Origin of the sequence: Pedobacter lithocola (assembly GCF_042650845.1) — a bacterium.
Lineage (GTDB): Bacteria > Bacteroidota > Bacteroidia > Sphingobacteriales > Sphingobacteriaceae > Pedobacter > Pedobacter lithocola.
The window spans coordinates 243,774-267,464 of the sequence record NZ_JBHSBW010000007.1; the positions used below are offsets into that span (position 1 = coordinate 243,774).

The following is a 23,691-nucleotide window of genomic DNA, read 5'->3' on the forward strand; positions in this document are numbered from 1 at the left end:
TTTAATTGGATAAATTTTGTTCCTATTAAGCACAGTAATTAAATTTAAGGAAGTTCCTTAATCGATTCTTTTTTATTAGAAGGGAATTTCGTGTTTTTGATGGAAACACCGCTCGTATTTTTTAATACCATTACATTTGGATGTTCAGATTTATCAACTTTTAATCCATCTACATCGATTCCTTTTACATCATCAAAAATTACTGCTGGCCTAAAATCGCTCTCCTTATAATTTAATTTTACATTTTTAAAGGTAATCCCTGTTGCGTGGCGAACATAAAATCCCCATGCAGGCAATTCGCCAAACATGCTAAATTCCGGGTATCCGGCTTCGTTTTCAGTAACCTTATCCAACTCACTAATTGGGATATTTGCTATTTGCTTTGAAGCACCGCCACCGTAAGTAATTTCTATATTTTGGAGCAATACGTTTTCTATTAAATGCCCAGGGATGCCAACAATTGATGCTGGAAGTAAGTTATGAGGCGGAACTTTTGGTAATGGTCCTTCGATAGGGTAGCCAGCATCTGGTTTTGTATTTGGAATATCTGCTTTAACGTTAGCAATCCTAATGTTTTTAATGGTACTATATTTATCGGTTTTGTTTCTATGTCCTAAGCGGATGAAAATTGCATTACCTGTGTATTTGGCAACAACACCTTCAATATCAACATCTTCAATGAAGCCGCCATCAACAGCTTCTAATGCAATTGCGGAGCGGTAAGTGTTGTAAACGGTAATGTTTCTAACTTTAATATTTCGAAATCCTCCGTAAGATCCAGTTCCTAATTTAAATCCACTAGCGCTCGATCGGATGATGCAATTCTCTAAATATACATTCTCACAAATACCAAGCATTCCTTCAGATTTTAAGCAAATTCCATCATCTGCGGCATCTACGTTGCAATTCGTTATACGAACGTTTTTGCTGTTTACAATATCAATTCCGTCATTGTTCCAATATTCGGTACTTTCAACTGTGATGCTATCTATATTCACATTATTACACCTTACAAAATCCTGTACCCAGCCTGCACTGTTTTTTAGCTTTACATTTTTTACCGAAACATCTTCGCAATCCGTAAAAGCGATTAACCTAGGTCGGTTGCTTTCTGATGGTCGCTTTACTTTCCAGGTCTCGTCTTCTAAAACACCTTCATGTAATAAGGAAAGCAAGTTTTTAACTACCTCGCGACCTCTACCATTAATCATTCCGGTACCATTTATGGCAATTGAATGCTGTTTTTTAGCAGAAATTAATGCTTCTGCATTTTTCTTTCCATAATCTAATCGATTTACGCTTCCAAGCAATTCTGCACCTGCTGCTAAATACAATTCTACACCAGATTTTATTTCAATTGGCCCTGTAACAAACTGTCCGTCAGGTATAATTACCTTACCACCATTTTTTGAAGCAGCATTTATCGCATTTTGAATATTCCTGGTATTTATAATATTTAATCCAGTTTTTGCACCAAAATCAACTATGTTGAAGGTTTTATTCTGCGCAGATGCCTGAAAAATAGATACTAATAGAATCGTTAGATAGATAAGGTTTTTCATAATTCATTTTTAATTTTTGTTCGCAGCATATTTTTCAATTAAGCCACGATATTTTTGATGCATTTGTTTTGCTACATCAACAGGATTGCCAACTGTTTTTATTGGATAATCTTTTCTTTGATTTACCCATTTCCATTCCCAAGCGCTGATATCTTCATTAAATTTCTCTATGCTCAATCCTTTTTTGTTGATTAAATCATCCTCCATCCGAGAGAAGAAAAGTTGCCATCTGGGCTTATAAAAGTCAGTCATTAATCCACTCCATTGCCTGCATGCATACTCGTTAAGCGGATTTTTAGTATCACCCCAAAGGGTTATTAAATCTTTCGCATTCATTTCGTATCGTGCTTTTTCTTCGGTATTTGTACCCCAGGCTCTAGCATCAGCTACCCACGGACCTAACATAAAGTCTTTCCTAGTTGCAAGCAATTTATCCATATCATCAATAACTTGAATAAAATTTTCACGCTCTTTTTTAAATGCAACCAAATCCTTTTTTTGATAAGCCAATACAATTTTTCGCTGAATTGGCAGGGCCAAATTTGCCATTACCTGTCTGGTTACATCAACAATATCGTATTGATAACCTTCACTATTTCGGCAAAAAGGTGCAGCTTTAAGCAATTTATCCCAGGCTGGGAGCAATTCTGATTCATTATAATTTAAGGTTGTTTTTGCCCAACGGCTTAATGAATCTAAAGTTGGGCGAGCTTGTATTATCGATTCAGCACCATCTCTAATGTATTTATCAGCAGGTACAGTGTAAACCGTTTTCCGAAGAATATCCCATGCTTTTACGGCATTTGCATTGTTATTTCCGTATCGGTTTAACACAAATTGAGGGAGCCAAGTATCCAAGTTAATCGGCTTCGATTGCCAAACATTAGCCATCATTAGTTCGTATAAAACCGGATTTTGCTCAATGCCTTCCATGGTTAAACCAATACCTTTCATTTTGCCACTTTGAGGATTGTTTAAAGCTTCGGCTGGTGCGGTGGCAACAACATCCATTCGGCCGAATAAATTTGTGTTACCACCAAAATTGTGAAGCATATTCCAAATCCATGGTTTGCCATAAAATCCTTCGGTACGTTTCCAAACGGGTTCAATTTCTGTTGCTAGGTCGAGCAAAATCATTTTATCGTTTGGTACTGCTTTCAAAAGTGCTTCTGTTTGTGGTTCTTTCCAAAACTTTCTATCGCTGTAAAAAAGCCATCCCTGCATTACCCAAATTGCTTTTGGGTCGGCGGCCGACATGCCATCGTAAATTCTTGCACTTAACTTGCTCAAAAATTCTGGCTCTGCCGATGGCGGTTCATTTTCGTTAAAAGTATCGGCAGAATACAAATGGTCAGTGCCCAAAAGTTCGGTCTGTTTTTGAAGGAATTTTTTTCCTATTGAAGCGAACATCGGGTCCTCAGAATCAAGAATATAAGTATCGGCAAAGCCGTTTGTCCAATTGGTTGCTTTTAGTTTAGCATTTGGAAATTTCTTTTTAAAGGCTGCCGGTACGTGACCTGTAAAAGCCGGGAGAACAGGTTTCATCCCTAGAGAACGTTGTCTGGACAGAATTTTCTTTTGCAATTCGAAATGGCTTTTCATCCAACTCAATGGGAGCGGACCACCCCAGCCATCGATGTTGCCCATCCAAAACCAAGAGAAATAAGCCGGGCCAGTAAAGAAATCTTTCAAATCGTTATCTGTAAAGCCCATTTCTTTATACAGCAAATACCAGGTATATTCTTCACCAGTAATGGCAAGTGGCATATTAATTCCATGTAACGCCATCCAATCAATTTCCTTTTCCCATCTTGGCCAATCCCACCAACTCATGCTATAATTAAAAGTGCAGTAGTTTAAATAATAACGGTACTCGTAAGGCGTGTTTTTTCTAACCTTAGTTTTTACTAATGGTAATTTTTCAGGTGTTTTTAAGTTTGTACCATTCCAAGTGATTTGACAATGCGCATATTCGGTTAAATAGTAATAAAATGCCGAGGCAAGCGCTACACCACTACTGCCTCTTAATACGATTTTATTGTTTTTGCTTTCAATTTCGAAAACATCCATTCCATTTTCAGATGCAATAATTTCTGTAGAAAAATAACCACTTTGTTTTGGCAAAACCCTGGCAATTAAATCGTTAGAAGCGGTTATAAACTCCTGAGCATAAATGTTGCTAGAAAAGAGGATTATAAACAATCCTGATAGTATAATCTTAAACCTCATATTAAATTTTTAGGAACAATTTTTTATCGTAGAGAAATTTTAGGAGAAACAACTGAATAATTAAAACACCCGTCCAAACGCCTGCTTGCTGATAAACATTAGGGATTTTATTAATTATTCCACCGAAAAGAAAGGTAGCAGTAGATTCGAAATTGAATAAACGATGTGCAAAAACGTAAATTAATATAGAATTTGTACCGAACCAAACGAAAGGCATACTCCATTTTTTGAATGATTTTACATCGATAACAAAATAAAACGCAGCAAATAACAATATGCTAAACCCGCCGGCAAACAAAACAAAAGAGCTTGTCCACATGGTTTTATTTATTGGGAAAATTAAGCTCCAAGCTAAACCTATCGCAATGCTTAACAAACCTGCTACAAATAAGGTTATTACCTTTCTTTCAGGAATTAATTTTATGGAAGTAGATTTTATGAAGGTACCCACAAAAACACCAATTAGCGCAGAGCAAATGGCTGGAATTGTACTTAACAATCCTTCCGGGTCGTAAACTATACGGTGAAGTTTTCCGGGCAAGAACTGTCTGTCTATATAAGCTGATAGATTTCCTTCTGGTGTAAATATGCCTGCTCCAAAATTAGGTACAGGTATAAATTTCATTATAAGATAATAACCGATTAGAATGGTAGAAAACCAAATAATCTGTTTGCGTAATGAGCAGTTTAAATAAATTATCGCTGCAAAAAAGGTAGAAAGCGCTATTCGCCCAAGTACACTTGCAAAACGAGTATTTTCATAGCCATTCCATTTAAATAAGCCATTTATAATTATCCCTAAAATTAGGAGTATTAGCGTTCTCTTTATTAATGCTGCATAAATTCTCTTGGTTGAATCTTTATTTACCTTTTTGTCTTCAAAATATTGTTGATAGGAAAAAGGCATAGAGATACCCGAAATAAAAATGAACAAAGGGAATATTAAATCGTAAAAGGTAAAGCCATTCCAGGGTGAATGGTGTAGTTGATTGCTTAGGCCAACTAGAAATTTTTCAAAAACAGAAAGGTTATCATTGGTGGCAATCACCCAGTTTGTTGGGTTTCTCACCAATTCATTTTCATCTTTTATTCCGTTAGCTAAACCGTGGAAAATTCCTTCGCCACTCACAATCCAAAACATATCGAAACCACGAAGCGCATCTAAAGAAATTAATCTCTTGCTTTTTGTAGCAGGTTTTTCTTCATCAATCACTTTGTTTAAGCTCATTATATGTTGATTATTTTTTAATCACGGTTGAGTAAATGATGTAACCTTCATCATTAATCATTTGTACACGTAGTTGTTCTTTATTTACCGAGAACAGCATAAAACCATACTCTGATGCAACCACTTGTGCATCAGGAATTAATTTTACAGGAGTTTTTTCTGATGCTGCACCAGAAATAAAATGATGTGTTTTGCCTTCGGGCTTAATGTACTGTAAGCTGTGTTCGTGACCGGTGAGGTAAACATCTACCGCATATTTATCTAAAACAGGTTTTAGCGAATTGCGAATTGCTTTTGTGTCATAGCCTTCAGTTCTGCTACCACCGGTAAACATAGGGTGGTGACCAACAACTATTTTCCATTTTATAGATGCATCCTTATCATCGAGTGTTTTGGCTAGCCAACGTTTTTGTGCGGTCGTATCTTGTCCTTTCACATTCGGACCATATTCCGAATTTTTGTAAAATTCTGGTATCAACGGATTTGTATCAATAAAGGCAATCAAAACCTGATTGTTTAAATCGCCGTTTATTGGGAATTTCTTTGCAAAATAACGAGCTGGCATTTTCCATCTTCTGCTTATTTTAGAATAGGCAACCTGTGCATTAGGATTTGATTTATAGTCATGGTTTCCAAGAACCGAATACCAATCCCATTGTAAGGAAAAATCGGTGTAAATGTCTTCAAATGAATATTTAAATAATGGATCTTGTTCGCTAATTACACCACTTGGATAAAAGTTATCGCCTGTAGAAATGATAAATTGAGCTTTAACATCAGAAGCCGTTATGCCCATTTGTTTGGCTACCTGCTTTTGGTGGTCTGCACCATTGCGGCCCCAATCGCCCATGGCAATAAAGTTTAAGGAAGTTGGGTCTTTAGTAAGGGTTTTTGATGCTGGTGTTATTGCTGACGAAGAATTTGTTAAAACCTGCGCATATAAAGAAACGGAGATAAATATCTGTAATATAAAAAGTAGTGGTTTAACCATAGAGTTGAAATACGGATGTGGATTAGAAAAAAGAAATTCCTCTAAAATAGCAATTAGAGGAATTTCTTTTTAGAAAAAGGTGATTAATTGTAACCCGGATTTTGTTTTAATTTAGGGTTTAGTAAAGTTGCCGTAGCAGGAATAGGGAACAGGCGATGGAACGTTTGTGCATCTGTTTTGAAACCCCAGGTTCCTTCGAATTTGCCAAAACGAATCATATCATTTCTGTGCCAGGTTTCCCAAGCCATTTCTCTGCAACGTTCTTTATATAGGTCTTCTAAAGTTACTGCAGTCCACGCTGGTGAAGTTGTTCTTACAGCACGTAATTGGTTCACTAATGATAACGCAGTTTGACCTTGCGTTGGTGTCGCTCCACGAAGAATAGCTTCTGCTTTCATCAACAAAATGTCTGAATATCTAAATATCGGTAAATCATTATTTTGATTTCTGTTTGATGAAGTACTATCGCAATAGAATTTATTGTTTCGGAAACCCATGTTCCAGGCAATTTCATCATTTCCTGCATCAAAAGGACGAGTTGCATCTCTTAAAGTTACATTTGGTGTAATGTTAACCTGATAAGTTAAAGGAGCCGCACCATCAGAACCTGTATAAAACTGATCGTATCCTTTTTTGGTAGTCGTTACCGTAACAGGTGTTCCGTCGTTATTAAACTGTAATCCTCTAATCCATTGCGCATTTCTCTTATCGTTAGGATCATTAAAGTTTGCGTAATATTCTGGTAAAGTACTCATTGGTGCACTTGGTGTATGTTTTAAGCTAAACTTTGCTTGTAAAGAACGTGGCAAAGAATACCTTGCATAAAACATGTAACCGCCGCTAAACGAAGCATCGTAAGGAATAGCAAAAATAAATTCTTTGGTTTGAGGACCGTTATCAATAAAGAACATTTTACGATAATCGGTTTCTAAACTAAATGGTGCACCGCTAGCAGTAATAATGTTATCGCACATGGCAACAGCATCATTGTAACGGTTTGTACCAATGTAAACTTCTGCATTTAAAAACATTTTAGCTAGTAGTGCATAAGCCGCGTATTTTGTTGGTCTGCCATAAGTTGGTACACCTACCACAGAACTTAAATCCGGAAGTGATTCTTTAACTTCTTTCTCGATAAAAGCAAATACCTCAGCTCTTGGTTTGGTATCTGGAGGTGTTACATCACCAAATTGTGTTACAATTGGCACATTTCCCCAAAGGTCCATCATCATGTAAAGCGCTAATGCTCTAACTGTACGCATTTCAGCTGTTGCTGTTTTTTTAGCGGTAGTTTCAGGCGCATCTTTTATTAAAAACAAACTTTGATTGGCTTTACTTATGGTTGTAGAAAGGAAGGTCCATACGCCGCCGATGTGTGCATTATCTTTATCCCAGGTATGTTTAGTGTGTTGTTCGTAACGACCGCCATCGTACCAGTTACCACCTCTTGCGGGCATAATCGCTTCATCGGTACTTAAGCTTTGTAAGAAAAAATATTCTACACTAATGCCACGTAGCTGAGCATAAACTTGCCCTGTTAATTGTATATAATGTTGATCTGTTTGTGGAAAGGTTTCTGGTGTTAGTTGTGTTTTTACATCCACATCCAGTTTTTGGCAGGAAGAAAAACTAGCCATGGCTAATAAGGCTCCTGCAGTTATATTGATAAGATTTTTCATCTTCTTATATGGATTAGTTAAATGATACATTTAAACCGAATAAAAATGTTCTGGTTTTTGGATAGAAGTTATTGGTATCTACACCTGGAGCAATACCGCCTTGGTTAATCTCGGGGTCGATACCTTTGTATCCGGTAATTATAAATAAGTTATTTGCTGTGGCGTACAAGCGTAAAGATTTAACTCCCGGAATACCTTTTCTGAAAGTATAACCTAACGTAGTGTTATCTAAACGAAGGTAACTTCCGTTTTCTACAAATCGAGACGAATATCTGTAGGAGTTAAAATCTGCTGTCGATTCATCTGCAACTTCTACCGGTATATTTGTAAACTGTGCCGTGTTCGGACGGAATAAATCTGCTCTGGTGATATTCATAATTTTATTACCCAATACCGCTCTCATGAAAACACTGAAATCGAAATTGCGGTAACTGATGTTATTTGTCCAACCAATTAATGCTTTAGGCTGTGCATTGCCAACTGCATAATAATCTGTTCTGTTAGATGGGGTAGTAGTTAAATTGCCTTTTGCATCATAATATTGAGATACACCCTCAGCATTTTTGCCGGCATATTTAAAAGTATAGAAAGTTCCGATTGGCAATCCTGGTTCCAAAAGTTGTACGGTAGCTCCGGTTTGACCTCCACCATCAGGTTGAACGGTAAACACTTTTGCTAAAGCTAATCTGCTATCAGATAGACTTACAATTTTATTTACGTTTCGTGCTAAGTTTATTCCTGTTGTCCAGAAGAAATCCTTACCTGAAACCGGTGTAGCATTTAATACAAACTCAAAACCTTTGTTGCTCATTTTACCAACGTTTGCTGTTAATCTTCCAACAGGATAGATGTTAGGATCTACATCGTATTCGAAAATTAAATCGCTTGTTAGCTTGTTATACCAATCGAATGAACCGCTTAATCTGCCTTTAAATAAACTGAAATCAGTTCCGATGTTAGTAGTTGCTGTTTTTTCCCAACGTAAATCCGGGTTTTCATTTTGAACTGCTCCAATGGCCGATTCGTTAATTCCGTTGTAGTAAAACTGACCTACACTACCATAGATTAATTTTGTGGTAAGTGGATTAAAGCCAGCTGAGTTACCTGCAATACCATAACTTGCTCTCAACTTTAAGGTTGTTAAAAGGTTTTGGTTTTTCATGAAGTTTTCCTGATCGATATTCCAGGCACCTCCTACAGAAGGGAAATATCCCCATTGTTCGTTTCTTCCAAATACAGATGAACCATCTTTTCTAATCGAACCCTGTAAAACGTATTTGTTTTTGTAGTTGTAATTTACCCTAGCAAAATCAGAGATTAATAAAACTTCTTGATAGGTATTGCCTCCGTAATCTACTCTAAAATCTTTCACTGCATAAGGGTTTCCTAAACTAAGGTTATAATAACCAACCTGGTTAATAGGAAAGTTTGTTGATGATGCCTGAACACCATCTCCGATTACCGAATTTTGGTAAGAATAGCCAATTACAGCGTTAATAGAGTGGTCTCCAAACTTACGATCCCAAGTTAAATAGGTTTCGATAATTTTATTTGTGCTTTGATAAGCATTTCTAACACCTACACCATTTTGACCAATCAATGAAACAATTGAAGGATTTGCAGGTGGATCTGGAGTGTTACGAACGTTGTTATATCTCGAAGTATAAATGCTGTTGTAAAATGCACCATAAACCGTTTGATAGTTTTGATACGAAGCTGCTACATCATAAGAAAAGCCGAAAGGAAGTTTTAAGTTAGCCGTAAAACTACCAAGTAAGTTTTTGTACTTTAAATTCTCTTGAGCATTTTCCAGCATTGATACCGGATTGTAATAATTCGATTGAGTTAAGTTGTCAAAATATGAACCATCAGCATTTTTAACTGGGGCAGTTGGCAAATAAGTTAGCATTTGCGATAAAATCGTATTGCGATAAGGCACTAGATTTGAATTGCTTACAGAGTTTGTTAAGCTAAAACCTAATTTTAATTTATCGTTAAGGGCTTTTTGCTCTACACCAACGCGACCAATAAAACGATCTAAATCACTTGTTTTAATGATACCTTGTTGCTTGAAATAATTTAAACTAGCATTGTAAGTCGTTCTTTCTGTACCACCACTAAAAGAAATATTATGGTTGTAAGAAATCGCATCTGTACGTTGCACTTCGTTTTGCCAATTGGTATTGGCACCTTTATCATTAGCTGGCGTAAGTGATGAATTATTTTTAGCTAAAAATGCTTTCAGCTGCTCAGAATTCATCATGTCATACTGATTTGAAACGTTTTCTACACCGAAATAGCCACTGTATGATAATTGTGTTTGTCCGGCTACACCTTTTTTAGTAGTGACCATAATCACTCCGTTTGCAGCTCTGTTACCGTAAATTGCGGCAGCAGCAGCATCTTTTAATACATCGATAGATGCAATATCATCAGGAGCAAGGATAGAAATATCAGCACCAACCACACCATCAATTACAAATAATGGCGATTGTGCACCTTCACGCAAAGTAGAAGCACCACGTAAAATAATGGCTGCTGAACGGTTTGGGTCTCCACTTCTGGTAATGTTTAATCCTGGCACTTTACCTTGTAGCATTTGTCCAACATCACTTATCGCACCTTTGTTTAAATCATCTCCCTTTATGGTTGATATTGAACTGGTTAAAGCTTTACGGGTACTTTTGCCATAACCCACAACCACAACATCTGTTAAGGTAGCACTGGCTTCGGCAATGGTTACTTTGTAAGTAGATGCAGCAGTTACAGTTAATTCTTTTGTTTCGTAACCCATAAAGCTAAACTGAATTACATCTCCTGTTTTTGCCATAATACTGAACGATCCATCCGTACCGGTTGATACTGCTTTGCTAGTACCTTTTACCGAAACCGAAGCACCGATAATAGGCTGATTGGTGTTATCTAATAAGTTACCCGAAATTTTTCGGTCGGTTTGGGCGTATGCAAAGTTGAAAGATTGTCCAATAAGTAAGAGCAGCAAAAGAATGCTACCATACTTTAAACTTGTACATTTTAATCTCATGATTTTTGTAAAATTAGGTTCATAAATTGTTTGTTATTTGGTTATAAAAAAATTGCTTGTTTGTAGTTAAAATTTAATGTTGGTTGGTAAATACTTGCTTACCAATGCTTCATAATAAGGTTTTAATTCTTCCCAGCTTTTTTGATTTGGGTTTTTCGAGTATAAATCATAAGGATTAAAAAGCCTAACCCATTTAAACATCTCATGGTCTTTTTCACTCAGTAAATGGTCGTAAGCATTTTCGCGGTGTTGCGAATAAAACGAATGGTAACGAAGCATGTATAAACCAGGTTCTGGTATGTATGGCTTCATCATATGGTAAACATATTCATCGTGTCCCCATGACATGTCAACGTTATCCAAACCGCAGTTTTGGCTGTAAACACCTAATTTGGTTTGGTAAGTTGGGTTGTGAAAATCGGGGTTTAAGCTAAAAAATTCAGGATATACAATTTTATCTGAGTAAGCACAGCCTACCGGGAATGTATCGCCAACAACTGCCCATTGAGGTTCGCCATACAAGCAAAGCACTTTGCCCATATCGTGTATTAAGCCAACCAAAACCATCCAATCAGGATGTCCATCATTACGAATGGCTTCAGAAGTTTGAAGTAAATGTTGCATTTGGTCTAAATCTGTATCCGGGTCCGAATCATCTACCAACCTGTTTAAGAAATCAAACGCACTCCAAATTGGCATTTCTTCTTTATCAAACTTTAAATATTCTGCCTTTTTCTTTTGAACGAAATCGTAAGTTTGATACGTGTGGTTTAACTTGTAAAATTCTTTTACGCCATCTTTCTCAGTTTCATCATAATTTCTAAACTGTTCTTCTGTTTTATCAGAATTAATGTTGGCTGGGTCTGGATAACGGGTTAATATATCCTCTTCCCACTGATCAAGATTTTTCAAAGGATTTTGGTCTTCCCCCGAAACTAGGTTTTCGTTTCTCATAAGGCTAGAAATGATTTGGTTAAAAATTGCTTTTTTTGAATAGTTAAAGTTGAGTTTTTGAAAACACAAACCTTAATAATTTGCCAAGTTTATTTACTTAAACGATTACGTAATTTTATAAATATTTATATATTTATCTGTAAATCAATTAGTTGATTTTATTTAAGATGGGTTCTTTAAATACTACTTTTTATAAATTTATTCTGCATTATCGGTAGCATATTAAATAAATGTTAATACGACTATTATTTTATAATTTCGTAACGGCGAAATTGTTGTGTAGCGCAACACAACAATGTTTATTAACCAAATAATTTCTGACACATTTTAAATTATTTAAAAGATTAACTAACTTTTAATGCACAAATGCTGATAGAGATGGTTTTTAACTGCAGCTTTTGCAATGGTTGATAAGATGAGAAGCGTAATTACTAACAAACTTTAATAAAATGGCGGGAGAGGTAAATATTAAAAGACTTGCTCAGGAATTAAACATTTCTATAGCAACAGTTTCTAAGGCACTAAACGATAGCTATGAAATTAGCCTAAAAACCAAAAACAGGGTTTTATCGCTTGCTAAAGAACTGAATTATACACCAAACCCGGCAGCTAGTAATTTAAGAAGTAATAAAACCAAAACCATTGCCGTAATTGTACCCAACGTAGCTAATAATTTCTTTTCGTTAGCCATTAAAGGCATTGAAGAAATAGCCCGAAAATACGGTCACCATGTTTTGATTTACCAAACGCATGAAGATGCCGAAATGGAGAAATCATTTACCAATAGTTTGTTAAATGGTAGGGTAGATGGAATTTTAACTTCAGTATCGAGCAACGAATACAATAGCGATTATTACCGCGATTTGGTAAAAAAGGTCCCTTTGGTATTTTTTGATAGGGTTTATGAATCTTTGGATGCTTTTAAAATCACTACTGATGATTACCAAATATCTTTTACAGCAACTGAACATTTTATCGACTGCGGTTGCAAAAGCATTGCGTTTTTATATGGCTTAGGTAAACTTCCAGCTGGGAGAGCAAGGCTTTCAGGATATCAAGATGCTTTGGAAGCACATGGTATTGAATTCCGTGACGAGCTCGTACTAGATTATAGTGAAGATGAAGAAGTAAATTTCTCAAACATTAAAACGCTGTTTAAAGAGTATAAACCCGATGCTTTGTTTTCATCGATAGAAGAATTCATAATTCCAGCTTATATGGCTTGTGCCGAACTGAAGTTTCGTATTCCTGAAGACGTAAAAATATTGAGTTTTTCTAACATGAGTTCGGCTAAATTGCTAAATCCATCGCTTACAACCATCACTCAGCCTGCTTTCGAAATCGGTAATGAAGCGGCAAAATGCCTGTTTAAAATTTTAAATAAAAGAGGTGTTGATGATGATAAAGACATCGTTTTAAAATCAGTACTTATCAAACGTGCTTCAACAGGTTGTTAGGTTTATTTGTACTTAAAATTCGCCTTTTATCCGAAAACGTTTAAGTAATTAAATAAAAGTATATCTCCCTTAACATTAGTATTTTTTCTGATTTTTAAAAAAAACCAAATATTATCTTTCCTATGAATCATCTTTCGGCGCTAGATTGTGCAGTCTTTTTTATCTACTTTATCATCGTTTCTGCTTATGGGTATTGGGTTTACCGAAGTAAAAAACAGAAACAAACCGATACTAAAGATTATTTCCTGGCCGAAGGTTCACTTACATGGTGGGCAATCGGTGCATCTATTATAGCATCTAACATCTCTGCAGAACATTTTATTGGCATGTCGGGCTCTGGTTTTGCAATGGGATTGGCTATTGCAAGTTACGAATGGATGGCTGCGGCAACATTAATTATCGTTGCCATATTCTTTTTACCTATATATTTAAAAAACAAAATTTACACCATGCCGCAATTTCTTTCTACGCGGTATAACAACACAGTAAGCACATTAATGGCAGTTTTCTGGCTCTTAGTTTATGTGTTTGTCAATTTAACTTCCATATTTTTTCTTGGTGCAATTGCAATCGAAACCATTACTGGTATCCCATTTAGCACATGCATAATCTTTCTCGCTATTTTTTCGGCAATAATTACACTCGGCGGTATGAAGGTTATAGGCTATACCGATGTAATACAGGTTGTTGTTCTGGTTGTTGGTGGTTTAATTACGTGTTACATGGCGTTAAAGTTGGTTTCAGAAAAATTAGATACGCAAACTGTTTTTGGCGCATTGCCGCTTTTGCGCTCAGAAGCATCAGACCATTTCCACATGATTTTTAATAAGGGTGATAAGTTTTACAACGAATTACCTGGTATTGCAGTGCTGGTTGGTGGCCTTTGGATTAATAATTTAAATTATTGGGGTTGTAATCAATACATTGTACAGCGGGCATTAGGTGCTGATTTAAAAACTGGCAGAAGCGGATTAATCTTCGCCGCTTTTCTAAAATTGTTAATTCCTGTAATTGTAGTAATTCCGGGTATAGCGGCATTTGTATTGTATCAACGTGGATATTTTCAGGCGGAAATGCTTGATGCAAGTGGAACGGTTAAGCCAGACCATGCCTATCCGGTTTTAATGAATTTATTGCCAAGAGGTATCAAAGGAATAGCTTTTGCCGCACTAACTGCTGCTATTGTTGCATCACTTGCCGGAAAATCGAACAGCATTGCAACTATTTTTACCCTAGATATTTATAAAAAATACATTAAGCCAGATGCAACAGAAAAGAAACTAGTTAATGTTGGGAGATGGTCGGTTGTAGTAGCATCGCTTATTGCAATTGTAGTGGCGCCCGCTTTGCGAAGTTTTGATCAGGTTTATCAATTTATTCAGGAATATGTTGGTTTTATTTCGCCCGGCGTATTTGCCATCTTTTTATTAGGCTTTTTCTGGAAAAGAACTACTTCAAGGGCAGCACTTGCTGCGGCATTGTTAACCATTCCCTTATCAATTCTGCTCAAGTTTTTACCTGTATTAACCGATGGCTTTATAGCTGATATTCCATTTCTGAATAGAATGTCCTGTGTTTTTGTAATCATTGTAATTATTATGGTTGCAGTAACCCTTACCGACCCTAAAAGTAAAAATAACGAGCAAGGATTGGAAATTGATAGTAGTATGTTTAAAGTAACACCAGCATTTGCAGTTTCATCTGTTATAATCTGTGGTATTTTAGCAGCACTTTATACGGTTTTCTGGTAACAAAAATTTATCCACAGAAGCATTAAGTATTATTTTTGGTTCTTTTAGATTACAGCCAACCAATTACAGCTTCTTGTAACAAAGCTAATTCAAAGTTATTTTAGCTCACAAAAAGAATAATTTGCATTAATTGAATCCATTTGATGCAACATTTTATACAAATTTGAACCAATATAAATATAGAATGAAAATTAAAGTACTATTTACATTTGCATTGTTGCTTTCCTTAAATGTATTTGCACAACAAAAATTTAACATCAAAAATTATGGTGCTATTGGCGATGGTAAAACAAATGATGCCACAGCCATTCAAAAGGCAATAAATGCTTGTTCGGCAGCCGGTGGCGGACAAGTGCTTGTACCAGCAGGACATGTTTTTTTAGCTGGACCATTTGATTTAAAATCCTTTGTAGAGTTAAGGGTAGAAGGTGGCGCAAAAATATTAGCTAGTCCTGATGAAAGCATTTATACTAAAAGTGCATTTCGCGAAAATAAAGGTGAAGGAACCATTTGGATTGGTGGTGAAAAACTAGAACAGGTAAGCATTACCGGTTCAGGAATTATTGATGGCAATGGTATTTCGTTCATGGGCGAAGAATTATCTGATTCTTATGTGCTGAAACCTTTTAATGTTATTGATCCTCGTCCGCATTTACTTACACTAATTGGCTGCAAAAAACTTAACATAGATGGTGTTACCTTTCAAAATTCTGCTTATTGGACGGTCCATCTTATTGGTTGCGATGATGTTTCCATCTCGAACATTACTTTGCTTAACAGTATAAAAATCAGAAACAGCGATGGAATTGATCTCGATCATAGTAAAAATGTTAGAATTACCAATTGCTATATCGAATCGGGAGATGATTGTATTTGCTTAAAAAACCGACGCGAATTTGAGGAATACGGCGCATGTGAAAACATTGTTATTAGCAATTGCACCATGACTTCTAGTTCTTGTGCCATAAAAATAGGCTCAGAAAATATGGATAGAATTAGTAATGTGCTTATTAACAATTGCAATATTAGGAACAGCAATAGGGGCCTGGGCATTCAAAACAGGGATGAAGGAACAGTTAGCGATGTTACATTTTCTAATTTGATTATCGAATCGAAACTTTTTAGCGATGTTTGGTGGGGAAAATCAGAGCCCATTTATATAACGGCTTATCCACGAGCTACAGCAAATAATAAAGATGCCGGATGGCGACTGCCGAAAGGACAAACAAAAGGTAAAGTTGGTGCCGTAAAAAATATTTATTTTAGCAATATTCGCTGTACAGGAGAAAGCGGCGTTTACATTAGCGGCGAAAGTCAGGATAAGATTTCTAACATATATTTCGACCAGGTGAGCGTTACATTAAATAAAACTACCAATGTGAGCGGTGGTGTTTACGATAGAAGACCAAGCAATGTAGAAGGATTGGTAAAGAGTCCTATCGCTGGGTTTTATTTTGAAAACATCGGTTACATTAGTTTGCTAAACAGCGAGGTAATTTGGGGTTTAAAAAAACCAAGTTATGCAGGCAAGGCAATTGAGCAAAAGAACGTTGCTAAGCTTAGAACAGTAAATTTTCAAGAAATGAACAGCACATTTTAACAAAAAATTGTTTGGATTTTATATTATAATTTCCATCCTCAATCTAACTTTATGAAAACTGAATATAAAAAATTAGAACAAACTTGGCGCTGGTATGGGCCAAATGATCCTGTTAGTTTGCAAGATGTAAAACAAGCGGGTGCTACAGGAATTGTTACTGCTTTGCACCACATTCCACATGGCGAAATTTGGCCGGTTAATGATATTTTAGAGCGTAAATCTATTATCGAAGCTGCTGGTTTAACTTGGTCGGTAGTAGAAAGTGTACCTGTGCATGAAGCCATTAAAACTCGTGCTTCAAACGCCGATGAATATATAGAAAAGTATAAAAAATCCTTGCAAAACTTATCGCATTGCGGCATTAAAACAGTTTGCTATAATTTTATGCCGGTGTTAGATTGGACACGTACGCAACTCGATTTAGAAATGACAGATGGTTCCAAAGCCTTGTATTTCAATTGGATAGATTTAGCAATTTTCGATTTATATGTTTTAAAAAGAAATGCGGCAGAACTGGATTATTCTGAATCTATTCTAAACCGTGCGAAAGATAAGTTTGCTACATTAAATCATCAGCAGCTAAATGATTTGCAAATTAACGTTTTAATGGGCATACCAAATGAAAAAGAAATCGAATTGGAAACCCTTCGAAATAGCATTATAGCGTATAAAAAAATTGGTTTTGATGGTTTAAGAGAAAATTTGGTTTATTTTTTATCATCAATAGCTGATGTTTGCGAAACCGAAGGAATTAAAATGACCATTCATCCCGATGACCCTCCTTATCCAATTTTAGGTTTGCCAAGAATTGCAAGTACGATTGATGATTTTAATTATATATTTGAAAAGGTAGATAAACCATTTAATGGAGTTTGCTTTTGCACAGGTTCGTTGGGTGCAGGTGTAGATAATAATGTACTCGAAATTTTTAACGCAGTTAAAGAACGCGTTCATTTTGCTCACTTAAGGAACGTAACTAAAGATAGCGACGGAAGTTTTTACGAAGCAGACCATTTGGGCGGCGATGTAAACATGTACGAAATTATGAAGGCTTTATCTGAAGAGAATGCTTTAAGAACAAAAACTATTCCTTTCAGACCAGACCATGGGCACCAAATGCTTGATGATTTAGCTAAACAAACCAATCCGGGTTATTCAGCAATCGGTCGTTTGAGAGGTTTGGCAGAACTTCGTGGACTTGAAATTGGCGTAACCGGAAATTATTAAAACATAAACCTATCTGTAAAAACAATTTATTATTATATACTAATATTTTTAATGCAAGAAAAATTATCAATAAAACATATTGCAAACCTGGTAGGCACATCAATTACAACCGTTTCATTTGTATTAAATGGCAAGGCCAAAGAAAAGCACATTAGCGAAAAACTAACCGAAAAAATACTGCAGGTTGTAGCTGAGCTAGATTATCAGCCAAATTCCATCGCCCGGAGTTTAAGAACCGGTAAAACTAAAATAATAGGCTTTTTGGTTGATGATATTTCTAAGCCATTTTTCTCCGGAATTGCAAGAGTTATTGACCAAAAAGCTTCTGCCCGTGGTTATAAAATCATCTTCAGTAGCACGGGAAATGATAAAAAGAGAATATCTGAAATACTAAATATTTTTAAAGATAGGCATGTAGATGGCTATATTGTTGCCATTGCCGAGGGTTTGGAAGAAGAAATTGGTAAACTAATATCTGGTAAAGCCCCGGTAGTTTTTTTTGACAGGTATTTGCCAGAACTTGATGCCGATTATGTGTTAACAGATAATTTTCAATCTACTGCAACGGCATCACAACATTTGTTAGATAATGGCTTTAAAAACATTGGGTTTGTAACTATCGATACCGAGCAGCAACAAATGCTCGATCGTTTACAAGGCTATACCGACACCGTAAAAAGGGCAAAAGCTAAGCCACAGGTTTTGAAAATAAAATACACAAATTCAGAAGATTCTACAGAGAAAATAAAATCATTTTTACAGGATAATCCTGAATTAGACGCCGTTATTTTTGCAGCGAATTATTTAACGATGGATGGCTTAAGGCTTTCAAGAATAGGTGAGGAGCAGCTTTTATCCAGCAAGGCAATCCTATCTTTCGATGATTTTGAACTTTTAGAATTTATTAGCCCATCTATAACAGCGATAGAACAACCGATTGAAGAATTGGCAGAAAATATCGTTCAGCTGTTGCTTAAAAAATTAAATGCCGGCGATGTTAAAAATGGTGGAGAACGTAGTGTTTTGAAAATAAATGCAAAGTTAAACGTTAGGCAATCTACTAAAGGTTTAGTAAACTAGTTTCTATCAACTCCTCGGTCTGTGTCCCCACAAACTGAAACAAATTAGCTAATGGTCAGGAAAACACAGACCGTGAACTTTTATATAAATATTATAAAATTCTTAAATTTTAGAAGAGCAATGTCTGAGGCATCTATTAATGTTCGTCCCGCTATCTCTTCAAGTCCTCATCCTCGTTCCTCGGCTTCCGGGCTTTCCGCTCTATCGGGCCTAGTTAAATTCGCTTCTGCAAGTATTAAAGTTAAGTCAAACCCACCGTCATTGCGAGCGACGCAGTCTGTTTACGGCTATTTCGTTCATCATTGCGAGGCACGAAGCATTCTCAAAGGTTCAATTTATTCAGTTTATACTCCTCGGTCTGTGTTCCCACAAACTGAAAAATTAAGCTAATGGTCAGGAAAACACAGACCGTAAACTTTTATATAAATATTATAAAATTCTTAAATTTTAGAAGAGCAATGTTTGAGGCATTTATTAATGTTCGTCCCGCTATCTCTTCAAGTCCTCATCCTCGTTCCTCGGCTTCCGGGCTTTCCGCTCTATCGGGTCTAGTTAAATCTGCTTCTCCAAGTATTAAAGTTAAGTCAAACCCACCGTCATTTCGAGCGAATCAATCTCTTTACGGCTATTTCGTTCGTCATTGCGAGGCACGAAGCAATCAAAGGTTCAATTTATTCAGTTTATACTCCTCGGTCTGTGTCTCCACAGACCGAAAATAAGTATATTAGTCTAGCGATAAAATTACCCTAATAATTACAATTTCTCCAAATTTTTAAGATAATAATCTGCTCTTGATAGCACTTTTGATTTTAAATCAGGTTCCATTTTATCCCAAAGGCGATAAACCATAGAAAGACGTGGATTCCGTTGCAGTTTTTCTTTATGCTGATCATGAAAGTTCCAGTACAAGCTATTAAATGGACAAGAATTTTCGCCAATTTTATCATTCTTATCGTATTTACAATGCTCGCAATAATTACTCATTTTATTGATGTAGTTTGCAGAAGCTGTATAAGGTTTAGAACCCACAATCCCACCATCGGCGTATTGGCTCATGCCCCGGGTGTTTGTAATTTCAACCCATTGTATGGCATCAATATAAATGCTTAAATACCAAAAATCTACCTCATCAGGATTTATACCAGCGAGTAAAGCAAAGTTCCCGGTAATCATCAATCGTTGAATATGATGCGCATAAGCATAATTTAAAGATTGGTTTATGGAGTGTTTCATGCAATTCATATCCGTTTTGCCCGTCCAAAACCAATCTGGAAGTTTTTCTGTGTTATTGAAATAGTTTAAAGTTTCAAACTCAGGCATTTTCATCCAATAAATACCACGCATGTACTCTCGCCAACCTAAAATTTGCCTAACAAATCCCTCAACTTGGTTAAGTGCAATGTTCTTTTTATCATTTTTCCAACAAGATATTGCAGCATTAACCACTTCGATAGGCGAAATTATTTTTGTGTTCATGCTAAATGAAAGTCGCGAATGGTAAAGCGACCATTCATCGGTATGCATCGCGTCCTGAAATGTTCCGAAAAGATGCAGGCAATTCGTGCAAAAGTATTCTAGCAGTTTTAAAGATTGTTTTCTGTTAATCGGCCATTGCAAATACGCTGGTTCAATACTACCAATGGTTCGAATTTTTGCTTCTGTAATTCGGTTATATTGTTCTGTAGCATCGTTATCGAATAACAATGGCGCATTTGGTTTATGTCCTTTAGGTAGTTTTTTTCTATTCTCAACATCAAAATTCCACTTATCACCTTCGGGGTCATCACCATTATTTATCAAGATGTTATGTTTTAAACGCATTGCCCTGTAAAAGCTTTCCATAAGCAAAGTTTTCTTGCCAGAAAAGAAATCGCCTAATTCATTTCTACTGGTATAAAAATGCTCTGTATCAAAGCATTGGTGCAGAATGGCAAGTTCATCACACAAAGTAATCAGTTCTTGGTCAAGTCTGTATTCATCGGGCATTTGATACTGAAATTCTTCAATCCCAAATTTTTTAATCAAATGAATGATGTTTTTAGAAAAGCTTTGCTGGTTATCTTTATCATCTAATTTAAGATACAGCGTATCAAAACCATCGGCATTTAAGGTTTTCGCAAAATTTTCCATTGCAGCAAAAAAAGTACAAGCTTTCTGGATGTGGTGCCAAACGTAATCGGTTTCTGTTCTAATTTCCATTAAAACATGAAGTATTGATGGGTCTTTTTCTTTAAACCAAGAATGATTTAGATTTAGTTGGTCGCCTAGAATTAACCTTAATTTTTTGTACTTATTTTTCATTTAAAGACCAAGGATATGAGTATCGTGTTTAAAATAGAAAACATATTATATTGTTTTTTGAAAAATTCATTATTCAAAACCAATAACAAAATTCAACCACGGAAATTTACGTATATATTTTATGAAGTAGAGATAGATAATTTAATTGCTTTTTTCGCAACAGATATTGATTTATAAATATAAAACTATTGATGCCTTCGGTTGTTTTTCCCACTTATAGCATAATTTTCTGATTGATTTAAAGCTTTCAAAACGCACATTAAAAAAAGATAAATGGACAATACCTTTGGAAAAAACATAATTCCTGATAATGATGAATTGCGTATTGAAGCACTAAAGCGTTATAAAATACTTGATACACCACCAGAAAATGCATTTGATAACGTAGCAAAACTAGCTACTCAAATTTTTGATGTTCCAGTTTCACTAATTTCCCTCGTAGATGCCGAGCAGGTCTATTTTAAAGCTAATGTGGGCATGGGAAATGTTAAAAGCACATCAAGAGGTGTTAGTTTATGTTCACTTTCTATATTAGATAAAAACGTAACAGTTTTTGAAAATGCTCCAACAGAACCCTGTTTATTAACCAACCCTAATGTTGCCGGTAGTTTTGGCTTAAGGTTTTATGCCGGTGCACCACTTACAACTGCAGATGGTTTCAGAATAGGAACCCTTTGCATAATAGATAAAACCCCAAGAACATTCGATGAAAAGAGCCGTTTTATTTTAGAAAGTTTAGCTAAAATTGTGATGGATGAAATAGAGCTTAGACTTTCATCTATAGAAGAGGCTGGAAAGCAGCACACGATTTCTGAAAGTGCCGAAGCCGTTAATGAAGAACTAAAGGCTACTAATGACGAATTATTTTTTAGCCAAAGGATGGTTGAAGAGTTGAATGAAGAACTTTCGACTACCAATGAAGAAATCACGGCAGCAAATGAGGAGTTAATTGCGCTTAATCATTCGCTAAAGGTTAGTCAAAGAAGTTTATACCTCAGTAATGCTAAACTTGCCGAAAGTGAAGAGATAAAAAATCTTGCTATAGATCAGGCTGAATTGGGTATTTGGTATATTGATGCAGATACTCGAGAGTTTGTATCATCACCTCGGCTAAAAGATTTTTTTGGTTATGAAGCAAGTGAAACTATGGCTTATGACGCTGCTCTTAATCATATTCGTGAAGATTACCGGAGTATTGTAGGTGCTAAAGTAGAGGAAGCAATAGCTTCTGGAGAAGCTTATGATTTGGAGTATCCAATCATATCTAAAAAAGACAACAGGTTACGCTGGGTTAGGGCAACAGGAAAGTTAAATCCTGCGGATAATGGTCGTAGATCTTACTTTTCGGGTACTATAATGGATATTACGGAACGTAAAGAAGATGATCAGCGTAAAAATGGTTTCATTAGTATTGTAAGCCATGAGCTTAAAACGCCATTAACTTCAATGAGTGGTTACATACAAGTTCTGCAACTAAGAGCTACCAAAAATGGCGACGATTTTAGTAGTGGAGTGCTTGGTAGAGCACTTCTGCAAGTTCGAAAAATGGGTTCGTTAATTGATGGCTTTTTGAATATGAAAAGGGCCGAAACAAGAAAAATTCCATTAGATGTTACAGTTTTCGATATGGCCGAATTGGTTAAAGAGTCAGAGGTGGAGTCGATGGCTACAATTTCATCACATAATGTAATTTTTGCACCTGTAGAACGCACAATTGTTAAAGCCGATAGAGATAAAATTGGTCAGGTTATTACCAACCTAATCAATAATGCGGTTAAATATTCGCCAAGAGGTACAACAATTAATGTTGCCTGCGTAACGATTGAAACCAATGCTGTTATTAGTGTTAAAGACCAAGGAATTGGAATTGCAGCACAAGATTTAAAGAAATTGTTTGAGCGCTTTTATAGGGTAAATAGAAAGGATATAGAAACAGTAAGTGGTTTTGGAATAGGCCTTTATCTTTGCGAAGAAATTGTACAAGCACATTCTGGTAAAATATGGGTAGAAAGCGAATTGGGTAAAGGATCCACATTTTTCTTTTCTATACCAACTGAATCGTCAATTACTAAACTGGAAGAATCTTAAACCTTCTAAACTGGTTATCCAAAACTGCCAACTAGAGTTATGATATGATTAATATCAAAAGGTTTAGATATAAAACCATCTGCTTTACATTGCGCCATCATATTAGAAATACCAGCATGGGCACTCATCATAACTACCGGAACATGACTGGTTTGAGGCTGATTTTTTAATTCATTGCAAAGTTTTAACCCATCGCCATCTGGCAACATTACATCTAATAGATAAATATCTGGTACGTTGGTAGAATTCCCAATTATGAAATCATTTACGCAAGAAAAGCCATTAACTTCATAGCCTTCCGCAGATAATATCATATCTACAACTTCCAATATTCCTTCGTCATCCTCAAGCACACTTATTTTCTTCCCGTTCATAAATCTCAACCTTAATGCTAAATCATCCACAGCTAGAACCTTTAACTAAAAGGCTTTGTTTTTAAAAAGCCTTCAAACACCGAAAACAGGTATTTACCCCCTAATGGTTGTTAATTAATTTTAGCAA

15 protein-coding genes are annotated in these 23,691 nt (G+C 35.9%); 6 read left to right on the forward strand and 9 right to left on the reverse strand.

Annotated features, from left to right (window positions below; genetic code table 11):
* Positions 1-44 precede the first annotated feature (44 nt).
* From ACFOWA_RS03460 to ACFOWA_RS03490, 7 genes are all read right to left on the reverse strand, one after another.
* Positions 45-1,562, reverse strand: coding sequence for a glycoside hydrolase family 28 protein (locus tag ACFOWA_RS03460; RefSeq protein ID WP_378981808.1), 1,518 nt, complete (start codon positions 1,560-1,562; stop codon positions 45-47).
* Between the two features lie 9 nt (positions 1,563-1,571).
* Positions 1,572-3,791 (reverse strand): alpha-N-acetylglucosaminidase, encoded by a 2,220-nt coding sequence (locus ACFOWA_RS03465; protein WP_378981810.1) that lies wholly within the window; start codon positions 3,789-3,791, stop codon positions 1,572-1,574.
* Between the two features lies 1 nt (position 3,792).
* The gene (locus tag ACFOWA_RS03470) at positions 3,793-5,019 is read right to left on the reverse strand and encodes an acyltransferase family protein (protein ID WP_378981812.1); all 1,227 of its coding nucleotides are present in this window, start codon (positions 5,017-5,019) and stop codon (positions 3,793-3,795) included.
* A gap of 10 nt (positions 5,020-5,029) precedes the next feature.
* A complete protein-coding gene (locus ACFOWA_RS03475; protein WP_378981814.1) occupies positions 5,030-6,010 on the reverse strand; it encodes a purple acid phosphatase family protein in 981 nt (326 codons plus the stop codon).
* Between the two features lie 83 nt (positions 6,011-6,093).
* A complete protein-coding gene (locus ACFOWA_RS03480; protein ID WP_378981816.1) occupies positions 6,094-7,689 on the reverse strand; it encodes a RagB/SusD family nutrient uptake outer membrane protein in 1,596 nt (531 codons plus the stop codon).
* Between the two features lie 13 nt (positions 7,690-7,702).
* A complete protein-coding gene (locus ACFOWA_RS03485; protein WP_378981818.1) occupies positions 7,703-10,732 on the reverse strand; it encodes a SusC/RagA family TonB-linked outer membrane protein in 3,030 nt (1,009 codons plus the stop codon).
* 66 nt (positions 10,733-10,798) lie between these two features.
* Positions 10,799-11,686 carry an inositol oxygenase family protein gene (locus ACFOWA_RS03490; protein WP_378981820.1) on the reverse strand — a complete coding sequence of 296 codons (888 nt, stop codon included), beginning with the start codon at positions 11,684-11,686 and terminating at the stop codon, positions 10,799-10,801.
* Positions 11,687-12,135: 449 nt separating this feature from the next.
* On the opposite strand from ACFOWA_RS03490, the gene ACFOWA_RS03495 reads away from it, so the two are divergent.
* From ACFOWA_RS03495 to ACFOWA_RS03515, 5 genes are all read left to right on the forward strand, one after another.
* Positions 12,136-13,143, forward strand: coding sequence for a LacI family DNA-binding transcriptional regulator (locus tag ACFOWA_RS03495; RefSeq protein WP_378981822.1), 1,008 nt, complete (start codon positions 12,136-12,138; stop codon positions 13,141-13,143).
* 122 nt (positions 13,144-13,265) lie between these two features.
* Complete coding sequence (locus ACFOWA_RS03500) at positions 13,266-14,894, forward strand: sodium/sugar symporter (RefSeq protein ID WP_378981824.1); 1,629 nt, start codon at positions 13,266-13,268, stop codon at positions 14,892-14,894.
* A 184-nt stretch (positions 14,895-15,078) separates the two neighbouring features.
* Positions 15,079-16,494, forward strand: a complete 1,416-nt coding sequence (locus tag ACFOWA_RS03505; RefSeq protein WP_378981826.1) for a glycoside hydrolase family 28 protein — start codon at positions 15,079-15,081, stop codon at positions 16,492-16,494.
* A 51-nt stretch (positions 16,495-16,545) separates the two neighbouring features.
* Entirely contained in the window at positions 16,546-17,721 is a 1,176-nt protein-coding gene (uxuA, locus tag ACFOWA_RS03510) for a mannonate dehydratase (RefSeq protein ID WP_378981828.1), read from the forward strand.
* Between the two features lie 51 nt (positions 17,722-17,772).
* Positions 17,773-18,801, forward strand: coding sequence for a LacI family DNA-binding transcriptional regulator (locus ACFOWA_RS03515; RefSeq protein WP_378981830.1), 1,029 nt, complete (start codon positions 17,773-17,775; stop codon positions 18,799-18,801).
* A 753-nt stretch (positions 18,802-19,554) separates the two neighbouring features.
* On the opposite strand, the gene ACFOWA_RS03520 is transcribed toward ACFOWA_RS03515, so the two are convergent.
* A complete protein-coding gene (locus ACFOWA_RS03520; RefSeq protein WP_378981832.1) occupies positions 19,555-21,102 on the reverse strand; it encodes a cryptochrome/photolyase family protein in 1,548 nt (515 codons plus the stop codon).
* Between the two features lie 273 nt (positions 21,103-21,375).
* On the opposite strand from ACFOWA_RS03520, the gene ACFOWA_RS03525 reads away from it, so the two are divergent.
* On the forward strand, positions 21,376-23,190 hold the full coding sequence (locus ACFOWA_RS03525) for a GAF domain-containing sensor histidine kinase (protein ID WP_378981834.1): 1,815 nt from the start codon (positions 21,376-21,378) through the stop codon (positions 23,188-23,190).
* 14 nt (positions 23,191-23,204) lie between these two features.
* On the opposite strand, the gene ACFOWA_RS03530 is transcribed toward ACFOWA_RS03525, so the two are convergent.
* On the reverse strand, positions 23,205-23,564 hold the full coding sequence (locus ACFOWA_RS03530) for a response regulator transcription factor (protein WP_378981836.1): 360 nt from the start codon (positions 23,562-23,564) through the stop codon (positions 23,205-23,207).
* Between the last annotated feature and the right edge of the window lie 127 nt (positions 23,565-23,691).

What these genes read in the sequence shown, in the direction of transcription:
- ACFOWA_RS03495 (WP_378981822.1), top strand. Translation starts at nt 12,136, where the DNA reads ATGGCGGGAGAGGTAAATATTAAAAGACTTGCTCAGGAATTAAACATT.
- ACFOWA_RS03485 (WP_378981818.1), bottom strand. Translation starts at nt 10,732, where the DNA reads ATGAGATTAAAATGTACAAGTTTAAAGTATGGTAGCATTCTTTTGCTG.
- ACFOWA_RS03515 (WP_378981830.1), top strand. Translation starts at nt 17,773, where the DNA reads ATGCAAGAAAAATTATCAATAAAACATATTGCAAACCTGGTAGGCACA.
- ACFOWA_RS03490 (WP_378981820.1), bottom strand. Translation starts at nt 11,686, where the DNA reads ATGAGAAACGAAAACCTAGTTTCGGGGGAAGACCAAAATCCTTTGAAA.
- ACFOWA_RS03460 (WP_378981808.1), bottom strand. Translation starts at nt 1,562, where the DNA reads ATGAAAAACCTTATCTATCTAACGATTCTATTAGTATCTATTTTTCAG.
- ACFOWA_RS03465 (WP_378981810.1), bottom strand. Translation starts at nt 3,791, where the DNA reads ATGAGGTTTAAGATTATACTATCAGGATTGTTTATAATCCTCTTTTCT.
- ACFOWA_RS03500 (WP_378981824.1), top strand. Translation starts at nt 13,266, where the DNA reads ATGAATCATCTTTCGGCGCTAGATTGTGCAGTCTTTTTTATCTACTTT.
- ACFOWA_RS03530 (WP_378981836.1), bottom strand. Translation starts at nt 23,564, where the DNA reads ATGAACGGGAAGAAAATAAGTGTGCTTGAGGATGACGAAGGAATATTG.
- ACFOWA_RS03520 (WP_378981832.1), bottom strand. Translation starts at nt 21,102, where the DNA reads ATGAAAAATAAGTACAAAAAATTAAGGTTAATTCTAGGCGACCAACTA.
- ACFOWA_RS03470 (WP_378981812.1), bottom strand. Translation starts at nt 5,019, where the DNA reads ATGAGCTTAAACAAAGTGATTGATGAAGAAAAACCTGCTACAAAAAGC.
- ACFOWA_RS03505 (WP_378981826.1), top strand. Translation starts at nt 15,079, where the DNA reads ATGAAAATTAAAGTACTATTTACATTTGCATTGTTGCTTTCCTTAAAT.
- uxuA (WP_378981828.1), top strand. Translation starts at nt 16,546, where the DNA reads ATGAAAACTGAATATAAAAAATTAGAACAAACTTGGCGCTGGTATGGG.
- ACFOWA_RS03475 (WP_378981814.1), bottom strand. Translation starts at nt 6,010, where the DNA reads ATGGTTAAACCACTACTTTTTATATTACAGATATTTATCTCCGTTTCT.
- ACFOWA_RS03525 (WP_378981834.1), top strand. Translation starts at nt 21,376, where the DNA reads ATGGACAATACCTTTGGAAAAAACATAATTCCTGATAATGATGAATTG.
- ACFOWA_RS03480 (WP_378981816.1), bottom strand. Translation starts at nt 7,689, where the DNA reads ATGAAAAATCTTATCAATATAACTGCAGGAGCCTTATTAGCCATGGCT.